Here is a 23,783-nt window from a genome sequence, read left to right as displayed (position 1 = left end):
CACGTCATCCTCCCGCGTCGTCGTGTCCCGTCGTCTGTGTGACGGGAACGGGCGGGAAAACTCATCACCGCGCCGTCAGCTCGTGCGCGGCGCGTACATGATGATCGCGACGCCGACCAGGCAGATGGCCGCGCCGGCGAGGTCGTAGCGGTCGGGCCGAAACTTGTCGACGACCATGCCCCAGGCGAGCGACCCGGCGACGAACACGCCGCCGTAGGCGGCGAGGATGCGGCCGAAGTTCGGGTCCGGCTGGAACGTGGCGACGAATCCGTAGGCGCCGAGCGCGATCACCCCGGCGGCGATCCAGAGCAGGCCGCGGTTCTCCCGCCAGCCCTGCCACACCAGCCAGGCGCCGCCGATCTCGGCGAGCGCGGCGAGCAGGAACAGCAGGATGGACCGGACGACAGTCATGCGTCAGACCGTAGCCGGGCGCGAGGGTCGCGACGCCCGGCGCGGCGACACCTGCGGCCCGCCCGGTCCGCAGGCGTGATCACCGGCCGCCACCTGCGGCGACGTCGGGAATACGGCTGTGCTCGGCGGCCCGGCGGACTACCGTCACCGGAGTACGGGCCGACGCCGGACCAGGCGGCGCGTCCACGCCCCCGCCGTCGGCGTTGACGTGGCGGAAACGCCCGAGGGCGAGCATGGGTACGACGAAAGGGGCGGACATGACCGACGAGGTGACGTCGCAGGTCCCGCCGGACCCGGCTCCCGTGCTGAGCGCGCCCGCCGGCACCGGGCCGGTCGGACCACCGAGCAGCCTGGACCTGTGGGCGCGTGCCCAGGTGCTGCACCGCTGCTTCGGCGACGACGACGGCGAACCGCACATCATGCGCGGCCTGGACTGACCACGCCGCTCAGCGCACCGTCACGCCGGCCCGCGCCAGCGTCTCCCACCAGGACGCGAGGTCGGGCACCGGCTCGGCGCGGGCGGTGAGCTCGTCCAGCCGCCGCAGTTGTTCCCTGCTCGGTGACGGTGAGACGGTGGCGCCCACGCCGACCAGGGCGTACCGGTGGCCGCCGACGGTGAGCAGCATCGTGCCGAAGATCGTTCCCCGGGCCTCGACCTGCCCGACGGGCGCGGCGAACACCTCCGCGCCGTGCCGGTCGCCGGCCCGCAGCCAGCCCTCGTCGAGGGTCATCAGCACCGGCACGCACCGCAGGCCGTTCCAGAGGCTACGTCGCCAGTAGACAATTCCGGCGTACGACGGGTGCGGCTCCATCCCGGCGACGGTACCCGGGCCGATCCAGCGTGACCGGCGCGGGCGCCCGGGAGGCCGTCGCCTGGTGAACGTTTCCCGGCGGCCGTGCGTGTGAGCCGGTGAGCATCACCGGCGTCCGCCGGGGGTACTGCTGCGGGACACGGGTACGAAAACCGGGAGGTCATGGTGGGGGACAGGGCGGGACGTCAGGGGCGCGGGCCGATCGCCGGGCTGGTGGTGGCCGCGCTGGTCGCGGCCGGCTGCATGGCCGGCGGCGTCGACCAGGGCGAGCCGCAGCAGCCCGTACCCCCGCGCAGCGCGCAGCCCGAGTCGCAGACCACCCGGGCGGACGGCACCACCAGCGTCGCCGAATTCAAGCAGGACATCGAGGACGCGGTCCGGCTGGCCGAACGGTACTGGGCGCAGCAGTTCCGCGCCTCCGGTCAGCGTTTCACCCCGATCCGGCGGGTGGTGCCCTACAGCCGGGAGGGCGAGGTGGCCTGCGCCGGGCAGGCGCTGCCCCGCAACAACGCCGTGTACTGCTCGGCCGGCGACTTCATCGCCTACGACGTGAACTGGTCGGTGGCGGCGTTCCGGCAGATCGGCGACGCGTTCCTGTTCTACCTGCTCGGCCACGAGTACGCCCACGGCATGCAGGTGCGGCTCGGCATCCGCTACAACTTCACCATCCAGCAGGAGCTGCAGGCCGACTGCATGGCCGGGGCGTACCTCGGGGACAGCGTGCGCGCCGGGGTGCTGGAGCTGGAGGACGGCGACCTGGAGGAGTTCCGGGAAGGGCTGCTGGCGGTCGGCGACGACCCCGACCAGCCGTGGTTCGCCGAGGGCTCGCACGGCACCGCCGAGCAGCGCAGCGATTCGTTCTTCCGGGGATACGAGAAGTCGCTGGGCGCGTGCGGTCTCGGGTGATGCCGCGGGTCACCAGGGGCGGGGACGGTGACGGGCGGGCCCGGCGCGGCTGGCAGGATCGGCGGGGTACCCGTATCGAAGGAGGCCCCCGCTGAGCAGCAAGCACCCCGCCGCCGTGCTCTTCGACATGGACGGCACCCTGGTCGACAGCGAGAAACTGTGGGACGTCGCGTTGCAGGAACTGGCCGCCGTGTACGGCGGTGTCCTGTCCGACGACGCCCGCCGCGCGATCGTCGGCACCGGGATGGCCGACGCGATGCGGATCGTGCACGACGACCTGGGCCAGCCGGAGCGGGACGTGCAGGAAAGCGCCGACTGGATCAGCGCCCGGATCCTGGAGCTGTTCCGCACCGGGCTGCAGTGGCGTCCGGGCGCGCTGGCGCTGCTGCGGGCGGTACGCGACGCCGGCATCCCCACCGCGCTGGTCACCTCCAGCGGCCGGTCCCTGGTCGAGGTGGCCCTGGACACGCTGGGCCGGGACAGCTTCGACGCGGTGGTCTGCGGCGACGAGGTGGACGCGGCCAAGCCGCACCCGGAGCCGTACCTGACCGCCGCGCGTCTGCTGGGCGTACCGGTCGAGCGGTGCGTGGCGATCGAGGACTCACCGACCGGAGTGGCGAGCGCGCTGGCAGCCGGTGCGGCGGTGCTGGCCGTTCCGGCCGAGGTGCCGCTGGCGCCCGCCGACGGCGTACACCAGATGGAGAGCCTGCTCGGGGCGGACCTGGAGCTGCTCGCGGCGCTGCTCAACCGTTAGGAAGGGCCCCTTCTTATGCACGAGGCGTTAAGAAGGGGCCCTTCCTTTCACGTCAGTCGTGGGCGATGGCGCCCAGGACGTTGATCCGCGCGGCGCGGATCGCCGGCAGCACCGCCGCGACCACGCCGATGATCGCGGCCAGGATCAGGAACGTCACCATCTGACCCCACGGCAGGATCAGGTCGGTGATGCCCTCGTCCTTGAGCGCCTCCACCACCGCCGCGCCGAGACCGGTGCCGACCACCACGCCGAGCAGCGCGCCGAAGATCGAGATCACCACCGCCTCGACCGTGATCATGCGCATGGTCTGGGCGCGACGCAGGCCGATCGCCCGCAGCAGACCCAGCTCCCGGGTGCGTTCCAGCACCGACAGCGCGAGCGTGTTGATGATGCCCAGCACCGCGATCACGATGGCCAGCGCCAGCAGGATCTGGATCATCTGGAGCAGGGAGTCCAGCTGACCGGTCTGCTGCTCGATGAACCCGGCCCGGTCGGCCACCGACACCTCGGGGCTGTCCGCCAGCAGCCGCTCGATCTGCGGCTGCACCGCGTCCACCGACGTGCCGGGGGCGAGCTGCAGGAAACCCTGGATCGGCTGCGGGATGGCGAAGTCCGCCGTTGCCTGCGGCGGCAGCGTCACCGGGTTGGTCAGCTGTGAACTCTCGTAGATGCCGCTGACCGTGTAGGTGCGGGCGTCGCCACGGGACAGCTGCACCGGCACCGTCGAACCGACGCTGAGGTTGCGTGCCTTCGCGGTGTCCGAGCTGACCAGCATCTGGTCCGGCGCCAGCTTGCTGATGTCACCGGCGGCGGCCTTCGCCCCGAAGATCTGCTGCAGCGCGGCCACGTTGCTCGACACGGCCACCCAGGTCCGCTCGCCGCCGACCACTGCCATGTCGCCGTACTCACCGTCGACCATCTGCACGCCCGGGATCGCCGCGGCCTTCTCCAGGACCGCCGGGTCGAAGCTCGCCGGACGCGGCCCGGACGTGGACCCGGAGATCACCAGCTCCGCCTTGATGGTGTCCTCGGCCAGCGCGCCGATGCTGCCCTTGGCCGAGTCCAGGATCACCGTCACGCCGGTGACCAGGGCGATGCCCACCATCAGCGCGGCGGCCGTGATCGCGGTACGGCGCGGGTTGCGGCCCGAGTTGAGCCGGCCCAGCTTGCCCGGCACCGACCAGGAGAACATCGCGCCGAGCAGCGAGACCACCGGCCGGCTGATGATCGGGGTCAGCAGCGCCACCCCGATGAACGCGAACAGCACGCCGCCGAGGATGGTCGCCAGGGTGCTGTCGCCGGCGTGCCCGCCGAGACCGAGGAACAGCAGCACCGCGCCGATGCCGGTGACCACGGCACCGCCGATGGTGACCTTGGTCAGCGGCCGGTCCGGCGTGGCGACGTCCTGCATCGCGGCGATCGGCGGGATGCGCGAGGCGCGCAGCGCGGGCAGCAGCGCGGCGACCACAGTGATGAGCATGCCGACCGCGAACGCGCCGATCACCGCCGAGGCGGGCACGCCCAGCCCGGCCAGGGTGAGACCCCCGGCGAGCTGACCGAACAGGTACGCCAGCAGCGCGCCCACGCCGATGCCGGCGGCGAGCCCCAGCACCGAGGCGATCAGGCCGACCGCGAGCGCCTCCAGCACCACCGAGCCGATGACCTGCTTGCCGCTGGCCCCGATCGCGCGCATCAGGGCCAGCTCACGGGTGCGCTGCGCCACGATGATCGAGAACGTGTTGAGGATCAGGAACGTGCCGACCAGCAGCGCCACCGCGGCGAACCCGAGGAGGATCTTGTTGAAGAACGACAGCCCTTCCTTGAGGCCGGCCGAGGCGTCGGCGGCGAGCTGCTCGCCGGTCTTGACCTGGTAGTCGGCGCCCAGCGTGCGGGCCAGCTCGTCGCGCAGCGCGGCCGGCGTGGTGCCGTCGGCGGCCTGGACGCTGATGTTGCTGAACACGTCCGGCTTGCCCAGCATCAGCTGCTGCGCCACCGGGGTCGTGAAGTAGACCTCGTTCGCGCCACCGATCGAGTCCCGGCCGCCGCTGTAGCCGAACACGCCGACGAGCGTGAACTCCTTCTTCGGGGCGAGGGTCAGCACGCCGACCCGGTCGCCGACCTTGACCTTGCCCGCCTCGGCCAGCGCGGCGTTGATCACGATCTCGTCGTCGGCCTGCGGGCCGCGGCCCTCGCGCAGCTCCAGCAGGTCGCTCTCACCGAGCCAGTTCTGGCCCAGCTGCGGCGGGCCGAACGAGGTGACCACCTTGCCGTTGCTGCCGATCATCCGGGCGCCCTCGGCGGCCACCACGCCCTCGGCGTCGGCGACACCGGGCACCGCCTTGACCCGGTCCAGCACCGACGCCGGCATCGGGGTGCTCAGCGGCATCCCCTCCGCCGTGGAGACGTCGATCTTCGGCTTGGCCTCGACGCTCACGTCGACCTCGGCGTACGCGTCGGCAAAGACCGCGTCGAAGGAACGCCCGAGCGTGTCGGTGAGCACGAACGCGCCGGAGACGAACATGACGCCGAGCACCACCGCCAGCCCGGACAGCAGCAGGCGCAGCTTGCGCGCCAGCAGGCTCTTGAGCGTTGCCCGCAGCATCAGTTGCCCACCTCGACCGGGGCGTCCAGCTTCTTCATCGTGTCCAGCACCGTCTCGGCGGTCGGCTCGATCAACTCCGAGACGATCTGCCCGTCGGCGAGGAAGACCACCCGGTCGGCGTACGCGGCGGCGGTCGGGTCGTGCGTGACCATGACGATGGTCTGGCCGTGCTCGCGTACCGAGTTGCGCAGGAACTTCAGCACCTCGGCGCCGGAGCGGGAGTCCAGGTTGCCGGTCGGCTCGTCCGCGAAGATCACCTCGGGGCGGGCCACGAGCGCCCGGGCGCACGCCACGCGCTGCTGCTGGCCACCGGAGAGCTGCGCCGGGCGGTGCCCGAGCCGGTCCCGCAGGCCGACCGTGTCGATCACGACGTCGTACCAGGCCGGGTCGGGCTTGCGCCCGGCGATCGACAGCGGCAGCAGGATGTTCTCCTGCGCGGTGAGCGTCGGCAGCAGGTTGAACTGCTGGAAGATGAAGCCGACCTTGTCCCGGCGCAGCTTCGTCAGACCGGCGTCGTTGAGACCGGTCACAGTGGTGTCGCCGATCATCACGGTGCCCTTGGTCACCGTGTCCAGACCCGCGAGGCAGTGCATCAGTGTGGACTTCCCGGAACCCGACGGCCCCATGATCGCGGTGAACCGGCCGCGCTCGAACTCGGCGCTCACCCCCCGCAGCGCGGCGACCTGCGCCTCGCCGCTGCCGTACACCTTCCACACATCGTTCGCCCGGGCCGCGGCCTGCTCTTGGCCTACCGTCGCGGTCACGTCATGTACCTCTTCCGTCTGTCGTTCTCAATGCCGCACCGCCCCCGCTGGTCGGTGCGGCGGAATCCATCCTCGGGGTCGCGAGCCCGAAAGCCCTCCGACCTGGGGTGGAATCCGTGCCGATCTTCCGGTGAGGGTCGACCCCCATCCGGGCTCAGGGTGACCCCTGACCGGCAGGCGACGCCGACGCTAGAGCCTCACCCGGCGTGATGGTCAACACATCAGCCCCGCCGCTGGTCACGGTAGGTGACCCGCGCCACCTCACCGCCCCGGACGAACCAGACCCGTCTCGTACGCGAGCACGACCGCCTGGACCCGGTCGCGCAACCGTAGCTTCGTCAGCACGTGCCCGACATGGGTTTTCACAGTCGTCTCGCTGACCGACAGCACCCGGGCGATCTCCGCGTTGGACAGACCGCGCGCCATGTGGGTGAGCACCTCCCGCTCCCGGTCGGTCAGCGGGTCCAGCGCCCGCGCCGGCGCGGCGGCCGGATCGGGCAGCAGCTCGGCGAAGCGGTCCAGCAGCCGGCGCAGGATGCGCGGAGACATCGCCGCGTCCCCGGCCGCCACCGTGCGGATCGCCGCGACCAGGTCCTCAGCCGGCACATCCTTGGTCAGGAACCCGCTGGCGCCGGCCCGCAGCGCCCCGACGACGTGTTCGTCCTGCTCGAACGTGGTGAGCACCAGCACCCGCACCGGTAGCCGCGCGGACACGATCGCGCGCGTCGCGGTCACCCCGTCCATCCGCGGCATCCGGATGTCCATCAGCACCACGTCGGGCAGCAGCCGCCGCGCCAGGTCCACCGCCTCCGCGCCGTCGCCGGCCTCACCCACCACGTCCAGGTCGTCCTCCGCGCCCAGCACCATCCGGAATCCGGTACGCAGCAGCGGCTGGTCGTCGGCGAGCAGAACCCGCACCGGCCGGGACACGGCGCCGTCGGTCATGCGTCCCCCTCGTCGTCCGGGCGGCGGTCCGGCCGGGACCCGTCGGCGCCGGCACGCGCGCGATCCGCCCGGCGTGAGCCGGGCCGCGGTAACCACCGTAGAGGTCACCGGTCGCGCGGTCGCCGATCAGGCCGCCCCGATCCCGCAGGTTGGCCGGGCTCCGCGCGCTCAGGCCCGCGCGGGATCGCAGGCGCTCTGCGTCCTGGGTCCGCGCGGGATAGCGGGCGGTCTGCGCGCCGGTCATGCGCGGAATGGCCCGCCGGTCCGGGGCGGTCCGGCCAGGCGTCAGCCCGGGCGCCCTGCGGCCAGCGCCGAATACTCGACGGCTGGGGCCGGAGGTTACTCGTCGGCGCCGGGCGCCACCGGGCGGGAGCGGGCGTCCACCAGCGGGTCGGGCGCGGCGGCGGCCGCCGGGAACGGCGGCGGCGTGCCGCCGTAGCTCGGGCACAGCGCCTGGTGGCTGCACCAGTCGCACAGGCGGCTCGGGCGGGGCCGGAAGTCCTGCCGGGCGGTGGCCTGCTCGATCGCCCGCCACAGCGCCACCACTGTGCGCTCGAAGCGCACCAGCTCGTCGGCGTCGGGGGCGTAGTCGCAGACCTCGGCGTCCTTGAGGTAGAGCAGGCGCAGCACCCGCGGCACCACGCCCCGGGTACGCCACAGCACCAGGGCGTAGAACTTGAGCTGGAACAGCGCCCGCGCCTCGAACGCCTCGCGCGGCGCGCCGCCGGTCTTGTAGTCGACCACTCGCAGCGCGCCGTCGGGCGCCACGTCGAGCCGGTCGAGATAACCCCGGATGAGCAGTTCGTCGTCCACCACCGCGGAGATCAGCGCCTCGCGCTCGGCCGGCTCCAGCCGGCGCGGGTCCTCCACCGCGAAGTAGCCGTCCAGCAGCGCCGTCGCCGACCGGAGGAACTCCTGCGGACCGGCGGTGTCGCCGTCGGCGAACAGCGTGGCCAGCTCCGGCTCCTCGGTGACCAGCCGGTCCCACTGGGGAGCGACCAGATCGCCGGCCGACTCCGGGGTGCGGGCGGCGGCCGGAAGGTCGAACAGCCGCTCCAGCACGGCGTGCACGAGCGTGCCCCGGGCCTGCTCGACAGTCGGCCGCTCGGGCAGCCGGTCGATGCTGCGGAACCGGTAGAGCAGCGGGCAGGTCTTGAAGTCGGCCGCCCGGGACGGCGACAGCGACGCCCGCACCGTGACCGGCGCCGGTGCCGTCTGGTCGCCGTGGCTGTCGATCATCGGTTCCGCCGTCATGCCCGGAAGGTTAGGCCACGCCTGTGACACCGCCACCGTCGCCGCACCGGAGCATGATCGGATCTCCCTCTCAGTGACCGCGGCGGCCCGCCGCGCACGCTCACGTAGCATCGAGCCGGTGCAGCAGCGGAGCCGAGGACCCCGCCGGCCGGGGCTCAGCCTCGGCCGGGTGCTCGGGGTGCCGCTGCGCGTCGACGCCTCGATGCTGCTGCTCACCGTCGTCGTCACGGTGCTGTACGCGGCGCTGGCCCGCCGCCAGCTCGACCTCGGCCCGCTCGGCGGCTACCTGGTCGGGTTCGGCTTCGTGGTCTCGCTGCTCGGCTCGGTGCTGCTGCACGAGCTGGGCCACGCGCTGACCGCCCGCCGCTACGGCATCGGTGTGCGCGGGATCACGCTGGAACTGCTCGGCGGGTACACCGAGATGGACCGCGACGCACCCACGCCGCGGATCGAGCTGCTGATCTCGCTGGCCGGGCCGGCCGTGTCCGCCGTACTCGGCGCCGGCGCGGTCGCCGCCACCCTCGCGTTGCCCGCCGGCACGCTCGGCCACCAGCTCGCCTTCCAGCTCGCGGTCAGCAACGTCGTGGTGGCGATCTTCAACAGCCTGCCCGGTCTGCCGCTGGACGGCGGGCGGGCGCTGCGCGCCGCGGTGTGGGCGCTCACCCGCGACCGGCACCGCGGCACCGAGGTGGCCGGCTGGGTCGGCCGGGCCGTCGCGCTGGGCACGCTGGCGCTGGTCGTGGTGCTCACCATGCGCCGGGCGCTGGCCCCGCTGGCCCTGCCGCTGCTGCTGCTCGTCGCGCTGACGCTGTGGCGCGGCGCCGGCCAGTCCATCCGGCTGGCCCGTATCGGCCGCCGCCTGCACCTGGTCGACCTGGCCCGGCTGGCCCGCCCGCTGCTGCCGGTGCCCACCGGCACGCCGCTGGCCGAGGCCCAGCGCCGCCGCGACGAGGCGGCCACCCCGCACGCGGCGCTGGGCGTCGTCGACTCCGCCGGCCGTACCGTCGCCGTGGTCGACCCGGCGCGCGCCGCCGCCGTACCCCCGGAACGGAGGCCGTGGGTCGCGGTGGACGAGGTGGCCCGCGACCTGTCCGCGGTGCCGGCCCTGCCGGTCGGCGCGGACGGCGAGCGGGTCCTGGAGACCGTACGCACCCACCCGGGCGCGCAGTACGTCGTGACGGCAGGCGAAGATGTGGTCGGCGTGCTGCACATCGCGGATCTCGCCCAGCTCCTGGAACCCAAACGGAAGACGAACACGTGACCGTAGAGATCTCCACCGTCCCGGCGTTGCCCCCGGTCCACCGCGGGCCGTTCCGGCCGGGCGACCGGGTCCAGCTGACCGACCCCAAGGGCCGGATGCACACCGTGACGCTGGAGCCCGGCAAGGAGTTCCACACCCACCGGGGGATCCTCAAGCACGACACCCTGATCGGCCTGCCCGACGGCAGCGTGGTCACCACCGCCGGCGGCGGCACCGCGTTCCTGGCGCTGCGGCCGCTGCTGTCGGACTACGTGCTCTCCATGCCGCGGGGCGCCCAGGTGATCTACCCGAAGGACTCGGCGCAGATCGTCGCCATGGGCGACATCTTCCCCGGCGCCAAGGTGCTGGAGGCCGGCGCCGGGTCCGGCGCGCTGTCCTGCTCGCTGCTGCGGGCCGTCGGCACCGAGGGCGAGCTGCACTCGTTCGAGCTGCGCGACGACTTCGCCCAGATCGCCCGCCGCAACGTGGAGGCGTTCTTCAACGGCCCGCACCCGGCCTGGAACCTGCACGTCGGCGACGTCGCCGACTGCGCCGAGACCGGTTTCGACCGGATCATCCTGGACATGCTGACCCCGTGGGAGATGCTCGACATGGTCGAGCGGGCGCTGGTGCCCGGCGGCGTGCTGATCGGCTACGTGGCCACCACGCCGCAGCTGTCCGAGCTGGTCGAGGCGCTGCGCGAGCGTGGCGGCTGGACCGAGCCGCGCGCCTGGGAGTCGCTGGTGCGCGACTGGCACGCCGAAGGGCTGGCGGTCCGCCCGGACCACCGGATGATCGCTCACACCGCGTTCCTGGTCTCCGCCCGCAAACTCGCCCCCGGGGTCACCGCGCCGCCGCGCCGCCGCAAGCCCAGCAAGGGCGCCGAGGCGTACGCGCAGCGCCGCGACGCCCTGCGCGCCGCCGCCGCGGCCCGCGCGGAGCAGGAGCCGCAGGAGTCCTGACCCCCGACGCGCGGGCGCGCGCGTACGGGCGGATCATGTGTGCCGGTGGGCACGACACCTGAGCGGGTGGAGACGGTGGCATGAGCGAGCGGATCGGGGCGCGCGTCGGGCGGCGCGCCCGTGCCGGTGACCTGGACCGGTGGCAGCACGGCGGCGCGGCCCGGTGGGAGGCGGCGTGAGCAACCCCGGTTACGGCAACGGTGACCTGCCCGCCGTCTTCCCGGACTGGTCGCCCTACACCGACCTGGAGTCGGCCGCCCGCGCGTACCTGCGCGACCCGGACATCGCGCTGGAGGCGCTCGACGGCGTGCTGCGCGGCGCCTCAGTGCTCGGCTTCACGCTGGAACGGTTCGTCAACGAGGTGAACGGCGTGTGGCAGGAGGTCGTCGTCTGCGACGGCAGCCGGCTGGTGCTCTGGCACGGCGAGGACGTGCCGCCGGGGGAGGGGCCGCCCGGCGCGATGACCTCGTCGCTGCGGGTGGTGCCGCTGTCCACCGTCACCGAGGTCGGCTGCCGGCGGCGGCTCATGCGGGCCGAGAACGGCACCGTACGGGTCGACAGCATCGACGTGTACCTGCTGCTCAGCTCCCTGGACGAGGCGCCGCCCAGCGACGAGGTGGCGGGTGCGCCCCGGCACGACGCGCTGCGTTTCGGCAAGACCCTCGACGACGGCGGGGCGGGGCAGATCGCCCGGCTGGAGGAGTTCGCCCGGCTGGTCGCCTCGGTGGTCGGCCGGCCCCTGCTCTGAGGCGGACGAACGACGGGCCGGGGACGTGTGGTCCCCGGCCCGTCGTGCAGCTGTCCGGGCCTCAGTCGTCGGCCTCCGGGCCGGCCACCTCGACGCCGTCGCTGCCGCGCACGACGTGGATGCACTCGCCCGGGCACTCCTTCGCCGAGTCGATCACCTCGAGGCGCAGGTGTTCCGGCACGTCCACCCGGGCGCCGGGGGCCTGCCGCAGTTCGCCGTCGGGGCCCTTGACGTACGCCAGGCCGTCGACGTCGAACTCGAAGACCTCCGGCGCGTACTGCACGCAGAGCCCGTCACCGGTGCAGAGGTCCTGGTCGACCCAGACCTGCAACTGGTCGGTCGCGACGTCGGTCACGAAGCACCCCCCATGTTCTCCCGTCCCACGCTCCGACGGTACCCGAACGCCCGTACCCACCCCGCGACCAGCCCTTCGCGATCAAGCTTCGGTGACGAGCGCGTTGCTGTGGACCGAATCGGGCTCATAGCGGCTAGTGTTAGGTCAGAACGTTCAAGCCCCCCGGGGAGGTGGGACGTGGCACGCAGCGACGACGCGGACTCGCGCGCCGCACGGTGGGAAAAGGAAGCCCACGATCTCTCCACGCAGGTCGCGTTCCTGCAAGAGGAACTCGCTCTGGTGCGGCGCAAGTTGACCGAAAGCCCTCGACACGTCCGGCAGCTCGAAGAGCGGCTGGCGGCCACCCAGGCCCAGTTGGCGCGGCTGACCGAGAACAACGAACGGCTCGTGAGCACCCTCAAGGAGGCTCGCGCGCAGATCGTGACGCTCAAGGAGGAGATCGACCGGCTCGCCCAGCCACCGAGTGGCTACGGCGTCTTCCTGGCCAAGCACGACGACGGCACGGTGGACGTGTTCACCGGCGGGCGCAAGCTCCGGGTGGCGGTCTCGCCGTCGCTGGAGGCCGACGAGCTGCGCCGTGGCCAGGAGGTCCTGCTCAACGACGCGCTCAACATCGTCGACGCGTTCGGTTTCGAGCGGGTCGGCGAGGTCGTGATGCTCAAGGAGATCCTGGCGGGCCCGGACGGCGCGCCGGGTGACCGGGCGCTCGTGGTGTCGCACTCCGACGAGGAGCGGATCGTGCACCTCGCCGAGACCCTGATCGGCAGCGCGATCCGGGCCGGCGACTCGCTCATGATCGAGCCCCGCTCGGCGTACGCCTACGAGCGGATCCCGAAGAGCGAGGTCGAGGAACTGGTCCTGGAGGAGGTGCCCGACGTCAACTACGAGGACATCGGTGGCCTCCAGGCGCAGATCGAGCAGATCCGCGACGCGGTGGAGCTGCCCTTCCTGCACTCCGACCTGTTCCGTGAGCACCAGCTCCGGCCGCCGAAGGGCATCCTGCTCTACGGTCCGCCCGGCTGCGGTAAGACGCTGATCGCCAAGGCGGTGGCCAACTCGCTGGCCAAGAAGATCGCCGAGCGGGAGGGCAAGGAGCGGCACACCAGCTTCTTCCTCAACATCAAGGGCCCGGAGCTGCTCAACAAGTACGTCGGCGAGACCGAGCGGCACATCCGGCTGATCTTCCAGCGGGCGCGGGAGAAGGCCGGTGAGGGCACTCCGGTGATCGTGTTCTTCGACGAGATGGACTCCGTGTTCCGCACCCGCGGCTCCGGCGTCTCCTCGGACGTGGAGAACACCATCGTCCCGCAGCTGCTCAGCGAGATCGACGGCGTGGAGGGCCTGGAGAACGTCATCGTCATCGGCGCCTCCAACCGGGAAGACATGATCGACCCGGCGATCCTGCGTCCCGGCCGGCTCGACGTGAAGATCAAGATCGAGCGGCCGGACGCCGAGGCGGCGAAGGACATCTTCTCCAAGTACATCCTCGCCGGCCTGCCGCTGCACGCTGACGACCTGGCCGAACACGGCGGCGACGCCCAGGCCACCGTCGCGGCGATGATCGACGCGGTGGTCCTGCGGATGTACTCCGAGACCGAGGAGAACCGCTTCCTCGAGGTCACCTACGCCAACGGCGACAAGGAAGTCCTCTACTTCAAGGACTTCAACTCCGGCGCGATGATCCAGAACATCGTCGACCGGGGCAAGAAGATGGCCATCAAGGAGTTCCTCACCTCCGGCCGCAAGGGGCTGCGCCTGCAGCACCTGCTCGACGCCTGCGTCGACGAGTTCCGGGAGAACGAGGACCTGCCCAACACCACCAACCCCGACGACTGGGCGCGCATCTCCGGCAAGAAGGGCGAGCGGATCGTCTACATCCGCACGCTCGTCTCCGGCGGCAAGGGCGCCGAGGCCGGACGGTCCATCGAGACCGCCAGCAACACCGGCCAGTACCTGTAGTCCGACCCTGCGACGAAGGCCCGTGGCGCACCCGCCACGGGCCTTCGCGCGTACTCAGGGAAGCCGCCACACCGGACCCGGCGCTGCCGCCACGCCCCCTCGGCGCGTCACGCCGACTACGCTCGACATGACGGGGACCGGGACGGCGAGCGGGAGCGGGCAGGTCGATGAGCGTCAGAAGGATCATGGGCACCGAGGTCGAGTACGGCATCTCCGTGCCCGGTCAGGCCGGAGCCAACCCGATGGTCACCTCCTCCCAGGTGGTAAACGCCTACGGGGCGCGGCCGGAACTCAACCGGGGCGGCCGGGCCCGCTGGGACTACGAGGAGGAGTCGCCACTGCGCGACGCGCGCGGGTTCACCTACTCCGGCGCCGCGTACGACCCGGCCGAGGCGCTCGCCGACGAGGACCTCGGCCTCGCCAACGTCATACTCACCAACGGCGCGCGGCTCTACGTCGACCACGCCCACCCGGAATACTCCACGCCCGAGGTGACCAACCCCCTCGACGTGGTCCGGTGGGACAAGGCGGGGGAGCGGGTGATGGCCGAGGCGGCCCGGCGGGCGGCGACCATCCCGGGCACCCAGCCGATCCACCTGTACAAGAACAACACCGACAACAAGGGCGCCAGCTACGGCGCGCACGAGAACTACCTGATGCGCCGGCAGACGCCGTTCGCCGACATCGTGGCGTACCTGACGCCGTTCTTCGTCACCCGGCAGATCGTCTGCGGCGCCGGGCGGGTCGGCATCGGCCAGGACGGCGGCCAGACCGGTTTCCAGATCTCCCAGCGGGCCGACTTCTTCGAGGTCGAGGTGGGGCTGGAGACGACGCTCAAGCGGCCCATCATCAACACCCGCGACGAGCCGCACGCCGACGCCGACAAGTACCGCCGGCTGCACGTCATCATCGGCGACGCCAACCTCTCCGAGATCTCCACGTTCCTCAAGGTCGGCACCACCGCGCTGATCCTCACCATGATCGAGGAGAAGGCGCTCGGCGCGGACCTGGGCATCGCCGACCCGGTGGGGGAGCTGCGCGCGGTCAGCCACGACCCGTCGCTGAAGCACCTGATGCGGATGCGCGACGGCCGCAAGCTCACCGCGCTGGACGTGCAGTGGGCGTACCTGGAACGGGTCAGCTCCTTCGTGGACGACCGCTACGGCAAGGACGTGGACGCGCAGACCGCCGACGTGCTGCGCCGCTGGGAGAGCGTGCTGGACCGGCTCGGCCGCGACGCGTTCGAGTGCGCAGACGAGCTGGACTGGGTGGCGAAGCTGCGGCTGCTGGAGGGCTACCGGGAGCGGGAGAAGCTCGGCTGGGGCTCGCACAAGCTGCAGCTGGTCGACCTGCAGTACTCCGACGTGCGGCCGGAGAAGGGCCTCTACCACCGCCTGGTGCAGCGTGGCTCGATGAAGACGATGCTCAGCGACGAGCAGACCCGCACCGCGATGACCGAGCCGCCGGAGGACACCCGGGCCTACTTCCGGGGCCGCTGCCTGGCGCAGTACGCCTCCGAGGTGGTCGCCGCGAGCTGGGACTCGGTCATCTTCGACGTGGGCCGGGAGTCGCTGGTGCGGGTGCCGATGATGGAACCCGAGCGGGGCACCCGGGCGCACGTCGGTGAGCTGTTCGACCGCTGCGAGAGCGCCAAGGATCTGCTGGAGACGCTCACCGGCGGGTGACCCGGATGCCGGAAGGCCCGTCGGGTGCCGGAACCGGGCGCGCGGCGGGCCTTTCGTCGCTCCCGCGAGGTAAGTTGATCGCAGGCGATCGTGGAGGAGGCACCACCATGGCGACCCAAGAGGGTGGGCAGACCCAGTCCGGCAAGTCCCGCGAGGAGGTCGACGAGGTCACCGCGGAGGCGAACCCCGAGGTGGCCGAGCGGCACGCCGAGATCACCGAGGACGTCGACGACCTGCTCGACGAGATCGACTCCGTCCTGGAGGAGAACGCAGAGGAGTTCGTGAGGGGATACGTGCAGAAGGGGGGTCAATGAGGCTTATGTCCGATTTGCCGGAGGCTTCGGACAAGCTTTGCCCCCAGTGCCGCCGCTCGCTTCCCGCGTCGGCGTTCCACCGTAATCGGCGTCGTCCAGACGGGCTGGCGTTCTACTGCAAGACGTGTGCCGCTGCTCGCTCAGAGGCGAGTCGCCGGAAACGTGGCATCGCGCCGCAGCGAAGGGCTGCCGTGCCGGTAGCCGACGGCCTCAAGTGGTGCCCCGACTGCGAGCAGATCAAGCCCGTTGACGATTTCCCCCGAACGACCAACGCCAGCGGTCGGCACAGCTACTGCAAGCCGTGCCACATCGCCCGCGGTAACGAGACGAAGCAGCGACTCTACGGCGGCAATCGCGAGTACCACCTGCGCCGCCGCTACGGGGTCGGGGAGAAGGAGTTCCAGGAGCTCCTGACCGAGCAGGGCGGCGTGTGCGCGATCTGTCGGCGCCCCGATCCGGAACATCTGGACCACGATCATCGCACCGGATGGGTGCGCGGGATACTCTGCTTCAACTGCAACGGTGGTCTTGGCCAGTTCAAGGACAACGCCGACGTCCTGGCCAGGGCGATCACGTACCTGAGAGGAACCACGTGGCAGCGGGTTTTGATCCATCCGGGCGTCTTCCAGATGTGTTCACCAACGCGGGGACGTCCTCCTTCACAGCGTTCCTGAGCAAGGTGGCCCCCGAGATGCTGCCCGGCCGTCGGCCGCTGCCGCCCGGCATGGCCGCCGACATGGCGCCGCACGCGACCACCATCGTGGCCATCTCGGCCGCCGGTGGCGTGGTCATGGCCGGCGACCGGCGCGCCACGATGGGCAACCTGATCGCCCAGCGCGACATCGAGAAGGTGCACCCGGCCGACGCGTACTCGCTGGTCGGCATCGCGGGCACCGCGGGCATCGGCATCGAGCTGATGCGACTGTTCCAGGTGGAGCTGGAGCACTACGAGAAGATCGAGGGCGCGATGCTCTCGCTCGACGGCAAGGCCAACCGGCTCGCCTCGATGATCCGCGGCAACCTGGGCGCGGCCATGCAGGGCCTGGCCGTGGTCCCGCTGTTCGCCGGTTTCGACCTGGCGGCGAGCGACCCGGCGCGGGCCGGGCGGATCTTCAGCTTCGACGTGACCGGCGGCCCGTACGAGGAGACCGGCTACGACGCGATCGGCTCCGGCTCGCTGTTCGCCAAGTCGGCGCTGAAGAAGCGGTTCCGGACCGGCCTGTCGGTCGAGGACGCGACGCGGCTGGCGGTCGAGGCGCTCTACGACGCGGCGGACGACGACACCGCCACCGGCGGTCCGGACCTGACCCGGCGGATCTACCCGGTCGTGATGACCGCTACCGCCGAGGGCACCCACCGGCTCACCGACGCCGAGACGGCGGCGATCGCGGAGAGCGTGGTGGCCGGCCGGATGGAGAACCCCGGCGGCTGAGGCCGATCCCACCGTCCACCGAGTCAGCAGTCCCGCAGAAGGAGAACCGCCGCCGTGGCCATGCAGTTCTACGCCTCGCCCGAGCAGATCATGCGCGACCGCTCCGAGCTGGCCCGCAAGGGCATCGCCCGGGGCCGCAGCGCGGTGGTCCTGAGCTACGCCGGCGGGGTGCTCTTCGTCGCCGAGAACCTGTCCAGCACGCTGCACAAGGTCAGCGAGATCTACGACCGGATCGGCTTCGCCGCCGTCGGCCGGTACAACGAGTTCGAGAACCTGCGTCGCGCGGGCGTGCGGATGGCCGACCTCAACGGCCTGAGCTACGACCGGCGGGACGTGACCGGCCTGGCGCTCGCGAACGCGTACGCGCAGACGCTTGGCGCGATCTTCACCGAGCAGTCGAAGCCGTTCGAGGTGGAGATCTGCGTGGCCGAGGTGGGCGCCACGCCCGAGGACGACTCCCTCTACCGGGTGACCTACGACGGTTCGGTGAACGACGAGCCGGGCCGGATGGCGATGGGCGGCCAGGCCGAGGCGATCAGCGGGGTGCTGAAGAACGAGCACCGGCCGGAGATGTCGCTGTCGGAGGCGGTCCGCGCCGCCATGAAGGCGCTGAGCAGCGTCGGCGGCGAGGGCGGCGCGGCCCGCACGATCGCCGCGAACCAGCTGGAGGTTGCGGTCCTGGACCGGCGCCGGGTGGGGCGTACGTTCCGGCGGGTCACCGGCGCGGCGCTGACCGCGCTGCTGGACGGTGACGCGGAGGCCGACACCGCGCCCGCGCCGGGCCGGGCGAAGACGCCGACGGTGCCCACGGAGGAAGCGAAGAAGCCGACCACGTCGGCGGGCTCGGCCGATCTGGAGGGCAACGCGGAGGACAAGCCCGCCGAGTGACACCTACGCGAAAGACCCCGTCGCCGCGTCGCGGTGGCGGGGTCTTTCGCGTACGGGAGGCCGCCGGCTTGCGGTCCGCGTGGGGGAGATCGCAAGCGGTGAGCGTCGGCGATGCCCATCGGAGGCTCCGGGCGGCTAATGTCTCATCATGGAGCGGCGAATCTTCGGCCTCGAAACCGAGTACGGCGTCACCTGCACCTATCGCGGGCAACGCCGACTGTCCCCCGACGAGGTCGCGCGGTACCTGTTCCGGCGGGTGGTGTCGTGGGGCCGGTCGAGCAACGTGTTCCTGCGCAACGGCGCCCGTCTCTATCTGGACGTGGGCTCGCACCCGGAGTACGCGACGCCGGAGTGCGACTCGGTGACCGACCTGGTGGCGCACGACCGGGCCGGTGAGCGGATCCTGGAGGGGCTGCTCGTCGACGCGGAGAAGCGGCTGCACGACGAGGGCATCGCGGGTGAGATCTACCTGTTCAAGAACAACACCGACTCGGCCGGCAACTCGTACGGCTGCCACGAGAACTACCTGGTGTCCCGGCACGGCGAGTTCGGCCGGCTCGCCGACGTGCTCATCCCGTTCCTGGTCACCCGGCAGTTGATCTGCGGCGCGGGCAAGGTGCTGCAGACGCCGCGCGGCGCGGTCTACTGCCTGTCGCAGCGGGCCGAGCACATCTGGGAGGGCGTCTCGTCGGCGACCACCCGCAGCCGGCCGATCATCAACACCCGGGACGAGCCGCACGCGGACGCGGAGCGGTACCGCCGGCTGCACGTGATCGTCGGTGACTCGAACATGAACGAGGTCACCACGCTGCTGAAGGTCGGCACCGCCGACATCGTGCTGCGGATGATCGAGGCGGGCGTGATGATGCGGGACCTCACGCTGGAGAACCCGATCCGGGCGATCCGCGAGGTGTCGCACGACATCACCGGCCGGCGCAAGGTGCGGCTGGCGGCCGGCAAGGAGGTCTCGGCGCTGGAGATCCAGCAGGAATACCTGGCCAAGGCGACGGAGTTCGTAGAGCGCCGGGGCGGTGACCAGACCGCGAAGCGGGTGGTCGACCTGTGGGGGCGGGTGCTGCGCGCGGTCGAGACCGGCGACCTGGACCCGGTGGCCCGGGAGATCGACTGGGTCACGAAGCTGAAGCTGATCGAGCGGTACCAGCGCAAGCACGACCTGCCGCTGTCGCACCCGCGGGTGGCGCAGATGGATCTGGCGTACCACGACCTGCGGCGCGGGCGCGGCCTGTACGGGCTGCTGGAGCGTCGCCGCGAGGTGGACCGGGTGGCCACGGACCCGGAGATCTTCGAGGCGAAGGAGACGCCGCCGCAGACCACCCGGGCGCGGCTGCGCGGCGAGTTCATCCGGCACGCCCAGGAGAAGCGGCGTGACTTCACGGTGGACTGGGTGCACCTGAAGCTGAACGACCAGGCGCAGCGCACGGTGCTGTGCAAGGACCCGTTCCGGGCCTACGACGAGCGGGTGGAGCGCCTGATCGCCAGCATGTGACCGCCCACGGGCGGCCGGTGCCCGGCACCGGCCGCCCGTGGCACGGGTAGGCTGTCGTCGCGATGAACACTTCCGAATCCGCCGGTCGCCCCGACCGTGAGACGTCCTCCGGCCGCGACGGCGGCGAGAAGCTCAACTGGATCGATCGCCGCCGGGAGAAGATCCGGGCCGAGATCGAGCGCAACCGGCGCGGTGACTACACGGTCCCGACGTGGGTGCTGGCGGCGGCGCTGGTGCTGATCGTCGGCGGATGGCTGGCGTTGATCCTGCTGCTCGGCTGAGTTCGGCTCAGTTGTACGGCATCCGGGGGAACCAGCCGAAGCCGAACATGGCCGGCACCCGGATGTCCCAGTAGATGACGGTGAAGACGCCGAGCGCGACGAGCAGCGCTCCGGTGACGGCGGCGGCGCGGCGGGGGTCCGCCATCCAGGCGAGGAAGCGTCCGCGGCTGATCGCCACGGCCAGGGCGAAGACGGCCGTGACGAGCAGGATGTTCCCGAGGGACTGCAGCGTGAACGCCAGCGCCCCGTAGAGCGGGTTGCCGGTGTCGACGGCCCAGTGGAACAGCTTGTTGAACATCGGGTAGGGGCGGCCGACGAGGAACCCGCCGACGAGCGCGCCGATGGTGATCACCCGGGCGACGGGCCGGTGCGCGAAGATGTCCGGCACGAGCTTGAGCGCGGCGAGCCCGAGGTAGGTGAGGGCGAGTCCGATGACGCCGAAGACGACCGAGGACTGGATGAGGCGTACCGGGACGGTGCCGACCGTCTCGGTGGACAGCTGGGGCAGCCGGTCGCCGAGCAGGACGCCGATGATGCCGTAGGCGGCCGAGACGACGACCATGCCGAGCGCGAGCCAGCCGACCGGGCGCAGCAGGGCGCGCAGCGCGGACCGGGTGCCGCCGGCGGGGTCGGCGCCGGAGACCTGGCTCATCGGCCCGACCGAGGCCGCCACGGCGATGTTGCAGGCGGTGAAGGTGCCGGCGAAGCCGGAGACGAAGGCGAAGAGCATCCCGGCGACGGCGCCGGTGATGGCGGTCTCCTTGGCGTCGTGGCCGAGCACGGTGTTGGCGACGTTGTCGCCGATGACCTTGTCGACGAGCTCGAAGGACCACAGGACGGCCAGCAGCACGCCGGCTGCCGCGCTGATCAGGGCGAGTCGGAGGGGATGCGGCGGGCGGTGGGTGGAGATCCTGGCGTCGGGGGCCGCGTTCGGGAGTTGTCGCAGTGCCATGGGGGGTCGCCTCCTAACGGCGGCCAGCCGCGTTTCCCGCGCGGCTGCCTGGCGCGGACGGCGGTGACGGGTTGGCCGGAGTCGATTTCCCGGACAGTATGGGGAGGCCGCGTGGGGCCCTGGTTCTTCGATCATGCTGACCTGTCTCCGGTGTCTGGCCCGGGCGGCGGGGGTGGCGGCACTCTGGACGGCGGGCCGCCGGCGTGACCGGGCCGGCACGGACAGGGGAGCGTGACGTCATCGCACACATCGATCTCGGGCTGGACGAGAAGGCCTATCCGGGCATCCAGGGGCCGCTGCGGTTCCGTCCGGAGACGGCGAAGCCGCTGGGCGAGCTGGCGGAGGTGCTGTTGCGCGCTCCGCATCCCACCTTGACGCCGGGGGAGCGGGAGCTGATCGCGGCGTACGTCTCCGGCCTCAACGACTGCGACTTCTGCTGTTCGTCACACGCGGCGTTCGCCGCCGCGCAGCTGCCCACGGGGATGGAGTTCGTCGACCGGGTGCGCGCGGACGTGGCGACCGCGCCGGTCGGCGCGAAGCTGCGGGCGCTGCTGCACATCGCCGCCGCGGTCCGGCGCAGCGGCCGGGAGGTCACCACCGAGCTGGTGGAGGCGGCCCGCGCGGCGGGCGCCACCGACCTGGAGATCCACGACACGGTGCTGATCGCGGCGGCGTTCTGCATGTTCAACCGCTACGTCGACGGGCTGGGCACGTGGACGCCGCAGGATCCCGAGGTGTTCGCGCGGGCCGCCGACCACCTGGTCGCGAACGGCTATCTGGCGATCTGAGGGCGGCGGGGCTCAGCCCAGCAGGCGGGCCGCGTGGCGGCCGGCGGCAGCGGCGGCCAGGAAGTAGGCGTGGTCGGCGTCCAGGCCCCGGCCCATCGTGGACAGGCCGACCGGGCCGGCCCGCAGCGCCGCGTCGAGGCCGTCGGTGGGCACTGTGACGATCGTGTGCCGGTCGGCCAGCGGCGCGAGCGCCGCGGCGACCTCCGCCGCGAGGGCGGGGTCGAGGCCGTCCGGCACCACCAGCTCCGCGGGGGCCAGCGCGACCCGGCCGTACGCGGTCAGGCTGTGGTGGGAGACGCCACGGTGCCGGGGCCGGGCGTCGGCGTCGGAGATGCGCAGCGAGCCGACCGGGCGCCCGCCCAGCGTGGCGACCGCGTTGACGGCCTCGCCGACGGCGACGCCGGAGAAGCCCCAGCGGGTTCCGGTGCCGAGGTTGCCGGGGCCCTGGGCGACGATCGTCAGGTCCGCGCCGAGTACGTGCCGGGCGGCGAGCAGGCCGCTGTGCAGCGTGCTCGCCTCCAGGTCGCCGCCGAACGCCTGGCCCACGCTCACCGTGCCCACGAGGTGACCGGCCAGGCCGGCCAGGGTGCGGGAGAACCAGGCGGGCAGCGCCCCGCCGTCGGTGAGCACGTACGCGACCCGGGCGTCGGGCGCGTCGGCGCGTACCCCGGCCAGGATCGCCGGCAGCGCGGAGTGCAGGTCGGCGGTGACCACCGGCATGCCGTCGACCGACTCGGCGGCGGCGAGCAGTTCGTGGTGCGGCGACGCCTCCTCGTCCACGCCCAGCAGGATCGGCTGCAGCGGCGTGTAGCGGGCCTTGACCAGGTGGCCGGCGTCGCGGCTGTCGCCGGCCTGCGGCGGGTCGGCGGGCAGCCGGTCGGGCAGCGCGACGACCAGCGCGTAGCCGCCGGTGCCGAGGCCCATCAGCAGCGCCCCGGCGTTGAGCAGCACCCGGTCGCCGGGCTCGGGCTCGCCGACCAGCGCCGGGTAGGCCAGGGCGCGCATCCGGACGCCGTCGGGCAGGTCGACGTCGAGTTCGACGGCGCCGGACCACCGTCGCCGTACCGCCGTGACCGTGCCGGACCGCCATCGCACCATGCGGTGCACGGTATCGGCCGGGGTGCGGGCGGGCCGGGGGCGGGTCAGGTGTCGCCGTCTAGCGGGCGACCCGTCTCGTCCTGGGTGGTGCGGGCGGGCCGCCCGGCCGTGCGGGAGCGGGTGGGGTCGAGGAAGACGTACGCGATCTCCGGGAAGCGCCCGGTGAGCCGGAGTTCGGCCTCGTCGGCGGCGGCCTCGATGTCGGCGCCGGTGGCGTCGTCGTGGAAGTCGACCTTGGCGGCGACGAGGATGTCGTCGGGGCCGAGGAACATGGTCATCAGCGTGTCGATCCGGTCCACGGTCGGCACGTCCGCGAGCTCCCGTTCGATGCGCCGGTGCAGCCGGTCGGAGACGGAACGGCCGACCAGCAGCGAGATGTTGCTGCGGGCCAGCACGACGGCGACCACGAGCAGCAGCACGCCGATGAGGATCGAGGCGATCCCGTCGTACAGCTCGTCGCCGGTGAGGTGGGACAGGGTGAGCCCGGCGGCGGCGATCAGCAGGCCGACCAGCGCGGCGCTGTCCTCGAGGAAGACCGCCTTGACCGTGGTGTCGGCGGTCAGGCGCAGGTAGCGGCGCGGGGTGGTGCCCCAGCGGCGCGACTCGCCGCGCACCTGCCGCACCGCCCGGGCCAGCGACACCGACTCGATGGCGAACGAGACCGCCAGCACCACGTACGCGACGAGGTACTCGCCGCTGTGCTCGTGCACCAGGATGGTGGTGACGCCGTGGGTGATGGCGAAGCCGGCCCCGGCGACGAAGGTGAACAGCGCGGCGAGGAACGCCCAGACGTAGCTCTCCTTGCCGTACCCGAAGGGGTGCCGGGTGTCGGCGGGCCGCGCGCCCCGGCGCAGCGCCAGATAGAGCAGCACCTCGGTGGTGGTGTCGGCGAGCGAGTGGGCGGCCTCGGAGAGCATCGCCGCGGAGCCGGAGATCAGGCCCGCGACCAGCTTGGCGACGGCGATGGCGAGGTTCGCCGCGCCGGCCACCACGACGGTGCCGACGCTCTCGGTCTTGACCTCCGCTTCCACCATGCGCTCACCCTATGACCGGTCGATGCCCGTCGCCGGTCGGGAACACCTCCGCGCCGCGCCGCGCGGGTGCCCGCGCGCCATGCGCGGGCTGC

The 23,783-nt window shown here is 72.1% G+C and carries 26 protein-coding genes; 15 read left to right on the top strand and 11 right to left on the bottom strand.

Features of this window, described 5'->3' with window-relative positions:
- Positions 1 to 75: 75 nt before the first annotated feature.
- Positions 76 to 411: a YnfA family protein gene (locus tag O7542_RS11475; RefSeq protein WP_043324404.1), complete on the bottom strand. Its 336-nt coding sequence runs from the start codon at positions 409 to 411 to the stop codon at positions 76 to 78.
- Between the two features lie 79 nt (positions 412 to 490).
- Positions 491 to 670 (bottom strand): hypothetical protein, encoded by a 180-nt coding sequence (locus O7542_RS11470; protein WP_147265157.1) that lies wholly within the window; start codon positions 668 to 670, stop codon positions 491 to 493.
- Between O7542_RS11470 and O7542_RS11465 the strand changes: the two genes are divergently transcribed.
- Positions 669 to 848 carry a hypothetical protein gene (locus tag O7542_RS11465; protein ID WP_043324402.1) on the top strand — a complete coding sequence of 60 codons (180 nt, stop codon included), beginning with the start codon at positions 669 to 671 and terminating at the stop codon, positions 846 to 848. The genes O7542_RS11470 and O7542_RS11465 overlap by 2 nt on opposite strands.
- A gap of 9 nt (positions 849 to 857) precedes the next feature.
- On the opposite strand, the gene O7542_RS11460 is transcribed toward O7542_RS11465, so the two are convergent.
- Positions 858 to 1,223: a hypothetical protein gene (locus O7542_RS11460; protein WP_281606199.1), complete on the bottom strand. Its 366-nt coding sequence runs from the start codon at positions 1,221 to 1,223 to the stop codon at positions 858 to 860.
- A 165-nt stretch (positions 1,224 to 1,388) separates the two neighbouring features.
- Here O7542_RS11460 and O7542_RS11455 point away from each other — a divergent pair, with 165 nt between their 5' ends.
- Positions 1,389 to 2,129: a neutral zinc metallopeptidase gene (locus O7542_RS11455; protein ID WP_187693785.1), complete on the top strand. Its 741-nt coding sequence runs from the start codon at positions 1,389 to 1,391 to the stop codon at positions 2,127 to 2,129.
- Positions 2,130 to 2,244: 115 nt separating this feature from the next.
- Positions 2,245 to 2,883, top strand: a complete 639-nt coding sequence (locus tag O7542_RS11450; RefSeq protein ID WP_064446106.1) for an HAD family phosphatase — start codon at positions 2,245 to 2,247, stop codon at positions 2,881 to 2,883.
- 52 nt (positions 2,884 to 2,935) lie between these two features.
- Here O7542_RS11450 and O7542_RS11445 read toward each other — a convergent pair whose 3' ends face one another.
- From O7542_RS11445 to O7542_RS11430, 4 genes are all read right to left on the bottom strand, one after another.
- Positions 2,936 to 5,485, bottom strand: coding sequence for an ABC transporter permease (locus tag O7542_RS11445; protein WP_064446105.1), 2,550 nt, complete (start codon positions 5,483 to 5,485; stop codon positions 2,936 to 2,938).
- Positions 5,485 to 6,249, bottom strand: coding sequence for an ABC transporter ATP-binding protein (locus O7542_RS11440; protein WP_104112477.1), 765 nt, complete (start codon positions 6,247 to 6,249; stop codon positions 5,485 to 5,487). The genes O7542_RS11445 and O7542_RS11440 overlap by 1 nt, the downstream gene beginning before the upstream one ends.
- A 261-nt stretch (positions 6,250 to 6,510) precedes the next feature.
- On the bottom strand, positions 6,511 to 7,194 hold the full coding sequence (locus O7542_RS11435) for a response regulator transcription factor (RefSeq protein WP_064446104.1): 684 nt from the start codon (positions 7,192 to 7,194) through the stop codon (positions 6,511 to 6,513).
- 339 nt (positions 7,195 to 7,533) lie between these two features.
- The gene (locus tag O7542_RS11430; protein WP_281606198.1) at positions 7,534 to 8,448 is read right to left on the bottom strand and encodes a PD-(D/E)XK nuclease family protein; all 915 of its coding nucleotides are present in this window, start codon (positions 8,446 to 8,448) and stop codon (positions 7,534 to 7,536) included.
- 202 nt (positions 8,449 to 8,650) lie between these two features.
- Here O7542_RS11430 and O7542_RS11425 point away from each other — a divergent pair, with 202 nt between their 5' ends.
- The 3 genes from O7542_RS11425 to O7542_RS11415 all read left to right on the top strand — a co-directional run bounded on the left by O7542_RS11425 (position 8,651) and on the right by O7542_RS11415 (position 11,398).
- Entirely contained in the window at positions 8,651 to 9,709 is a 1,059-nt protein-coding gene (locus O7542_RS11425) for a M50 family metallopeptidase (protein ID WP_233514754.1), read from the top strand.
- A complete protein-coding gene (locus tag O7542_RS11420; protein ID WP_043324388.1) occupies positions 9,706 to 10,650 on the top strand; it encodes a tRNA (adenine-N1)-methyltransferase in 945 nt (314 codons plus the stop codon). Before O7542_RS11425 ends, O7542_RS11420 begins: the two co-directional genes overlap by 4 nt.
- Before the next feature lie 175 nt (positions 10,651 to 10,825).
- Entirely contained in the window at positions 10,826 to 11,398 is a 573-nt protein-coding gene (locus O7542_RS11415; protein WP_043330176.1) for a hypothetical protein, read from the top strand.
- A 61-nt stretch (positions 11,399 to 11,459) separates the two neighbouring features.
- Here the strand turns inward: O7542_RS11415 and O7542_RS11410 are convergent, their stop codons facing one another.
- The gene (locus O7542_RS11410) at positions 11,460 to 11,753 is read right to left on the bottom strand and encodes a ferredoxin (protein ID WP_043324386.1); all 294 of its coding nucleotides are present in this window, start codon (positions 11,751 to 11,753) and stop codon (positions 11,460 to 11,462) included.
- Between the two features lie 177 nt (positions 11,754 to 11,930).
- Here O7542_RS11410 and arc point away from each other — a divergent pair, with 177 nt between their 5' ends.
- From arc to O7542_RS11370, 8 genes are all read left to right on the top strand, one after another.
- A complete protein-coding gene (gene arc, locus O7542_RS11405; RefSeq protein WP_043324384.1) occupies positions 11,931 to 13,712 on the top strand; it encodes a proteasome ATPase in 1,782 nt (593 codons plus the stop codon).
- Between the two features lie 167 nt (positions 13,713 to 13,879).
- A complete protein-coding gene (dop, locus tag O7542_RS11400; RefSeq protein WP_036344014.1) occupies positions 13,880 to 15,397 on the top strand; it encodes a depupylase/deamidase Dop in 1,518 nt (505 codons plus the stop codon).
- Between the two features lie 107 nt (positions 15,398 to 15,504).
- Positions 15,505 to 15,711 carry a ubiquitin-like protein Pup gene (locus O7542_RS11395; RefSeq protein WP_030504127.1) on the top strand — a complete coding sequence of 69 codons (207 nt, stop codon included), beginning with the start codon at positions 15,505 to 15,507 and terminating at the stop codon, positions 15,709 to 15,711.
- 191 nt (positions 15,712 to 15,902) lie between these two features.
- Positions 15,903 to 16,385: an endonuclease VII domain-containing protein gene (locus O7542_RS11390; RefSeq protein WP_281606197.1), complete on the top strand. Its 483-nt coding sequence runs from the start codon at positions 15,903 to 15,905 to the stop codon at positions 16,383 to 16,385.
- Positions 16,304 to 17,143, top strand: a complete 840-nt coding sequence (gene prcB / locus O7542_RS11385; protein ID WP_030504129.1) for a proteasome subunit beta — start codon at positions 16,304 to 16,306, stop codon at positions 17,141 to 17,143. Before O7542_RS11390 ends, prcB begins: the two co-directional genes overlap by 82 nt.
- A gap of 54 nt (positions 17,144 to 17,197) precedes the next feature.
- A complete protein-coding gene (prcA, locus tag O7542_RS11380) occupies positions 17,198 to 18,031 on the top strand; it encodes a proteasome subunit alpha (protein WP_043324381.1) in 834 nt (277 codons plus the stop codon).
- Positions 18,032 to 18,179: 148 nt separating this feature from the next.
- Positions 18,180 to 19,538: a Pup--protein ligase gene (gene pafA, locus O7542_RS11375; RefSeq protein WP_281606196.1), complete on the top strand. Its 1,359-nt coding sequence runs from the start codon at positions 18,180 to 18,182 to the stop codon at positions 19,536 to 19,538.
- Between the two features lie 62 nt (positions 19,539 to 19,600).
- Positions 19,601 to 19,819 (top strand): hypothetical protein, encoded by a 219-nt coding sequence (locus O7542_RS11370; protein ID WP_030504132.1) that lies wholly within the window; start codon positions 19,601 to 19,603, stop codon positions 19,817 to 19,819.
- A 7-nt stretch (positions 19,820 to 19,826) separates the two neighbouring features.
- On the opposite strand, the gene O7542_RS11365 is transcribed toward O7542_RS11370, so the two are convergent.
- Positions 19,827 to 20,771, bottom strand: coding sequence for a hypothetical protein (locus O7542_RS11365; protein WP_166456048.1), 945 nt, complete (start codon positions 20,769 to 20,771; stop codon positions 19,827 to 19,829).
- A 239-nt stretch (positions 20,772 to 21,010) separates the two neighbouring features.
- On the opposite strand from O7542_RS11365, the gene O7542_RS11360 reads away from it, so the two are divergent.
- Positions 21,011 to 21,559, top strand: coding sequence for a carboxymuconolactone decarboxylase family protein (locus O7542_RS11360; RefSeq protein WP_064446506.1), 549 nt, complete (start codon positions 21,011 to 21,013; stop codon positions 21,557 to 21,559).
- Positions 21,560 to 21,571: 12 nt separating this feature from the next.
- Here O7542_RS11360 and O7542_RS11355 read toward each other — a convergent pair whose 3' ends face one another.
- On the bottom strand, positions 21,572 to 22,657 hold the full coding sequence (locus tag O7542_RS11355; protein ID WP_043324377.1) for a DUF3866 family protein: 1,086 nt from the start codon (positions 22,655 to 22,657) through the stop codon (positions 21,572 to 21,574).
- A gap of 44 nt (positions 22,658 to 22,701) precedes the next feature.
- Positions 22,702 to 23,691, bottom strand: a complete 990-nt coding sequence (locus O7542_RS11350) for a cation diffusion facilitator family transporter (protein WP_281606195.1) — start codon at positions 23,689 to 23,691, stop codon at positions 22,702 to 22,704.
- Between the last annotated feature and the right edge of the window lie 92 nt (positions 23,692 to 23,783).

The organism is Micromonospora sp. WMMC264, assembly GCF_027497275.1.
Classification (GTDB): domain Bacteria; phylum Actinomycetota; class Actinomycetes; order Mycobacteriales; family Micromonosporaceae; genus Micromonospora; species Micromonospora chalcea.
Note: the sequence above shows the minus strand (reverse complement) of the source record. Positions and strands in the feature narration are given on the sequence as shown.

What these genes read in the sequence shown, in the direction of transcription:
- O7542_RS11475 (WP_043324404.1), bottom strand. Translation starts at nt 411, where the DNA reads ATGACTGTCGTCCGGTCCATCCTGCTGTTCCTGCTCGCCGCGCTCGCC.
- O7542_RS11465 (WP_043324402.1), top strand. Translation starts at nt 669, where the DNA reads ATGACCGACGAGGTGACGTCGCAGGTCCCGCCGGACCCGGCTCCCGTG.
- O7542_RS11470 (WP_147265157.1), bottom strand. Translation starts at nt 670, where the DNA reads ATGTCCGCCCCTTTCGTCGTACCCATGCTCGCCCTCGGGCGTTTCCGC.
- O7542_RS11460 (WP_281606199.1), bottom strand. Translation starts at nt 1,223, where the DNA reads ATGGAGCCGCACCCGTCGTACGCCGGAATTGTCTACTGGCGACGTAGC.
- O7542_RS11445 (WP_064446105.1), bottom strand. Translation starts at nt 5,485, where the DNA reads ATGCTGCGGGCAACGCTCAAGAGCCTGCTGGCGCGCAAGCTGCGCCTG.
- O7542_RS11435 (WP_064446104.1), bottom strand. Translation starts at nt 7,194, where the DNA reads ATGACCGACGGCGCCGTGTCCCGGCCGGTGCGGGTTCTGCTCGCCGAC.
- O7542_RS11430 (WP_281606198.1), bottom strand. Translation starts at nt 8,448, where the DNA reads ATGACGGCGGAACCGATGATCGACAGCCACGGCGACCAGACGGCACCG.
- O7542_RS11425 (WP_233514754.1), top strand. Translation starts at nt 8,651, where the DNA reads ATGCTGCTGCTCACCGTCGTCGTCACGGTGCTGTACGCGGCGCTGGCC.
- dop (WP_036344014.1), top strand. Translation starts at nt 13,880, where the DNA reads ATGAGCGTCAGAAGGATCATGGGCACCGAGGTCGAGTACGGCATCTCC.
- O7542_RS11395 (WP_030504127.1), top strand. Translation starts at nt 15,505, where the DNA reads ATGGCGACCCAAGAGGGTGGGCAGACCCAGTCCGGCAAGTCCCGCGAG.
- pafA (WP_281606196.1), top strand. Translation starts at nt 18,180, where the DNA reads ATGGAGCGGCGAATCTTCGGCCTCGAAACCGAGTACGGCGTCACCTGC.
- O7542_RS11370 (WP_030504132.1), top strand. Translation starts at nt 19,601, where the DNA reads ATGAACACTTCCGAATCCGCCGGTCGCCCCGACCGTGAGACGTCCTCC.
- O7542_RS11365 (WP_166456048.1), bottom strand. Translation starts at nt 20,771, where the DNA reads ATGGCACTGCGACAACTCCCGAACGCGGCCCCCGACGCCAGGATCTCC.
- O7542_RS11355 (WP_043324377.1), bottom strand. Translation starts at nt 22,657, where the DNA reads ATGGTGCGATGGCGGTCCGGCACGGTCACGGCGGTACGGCGACGGTGG.
- O7542_RS11350 (WP_281606195.1), bottom strand. Translation starts at nt 23,691, where the DNA reads ATGGTGGAAGCGGAGGTCAAGACCGAGAGCGTCGGCACCGTCGTGGTG.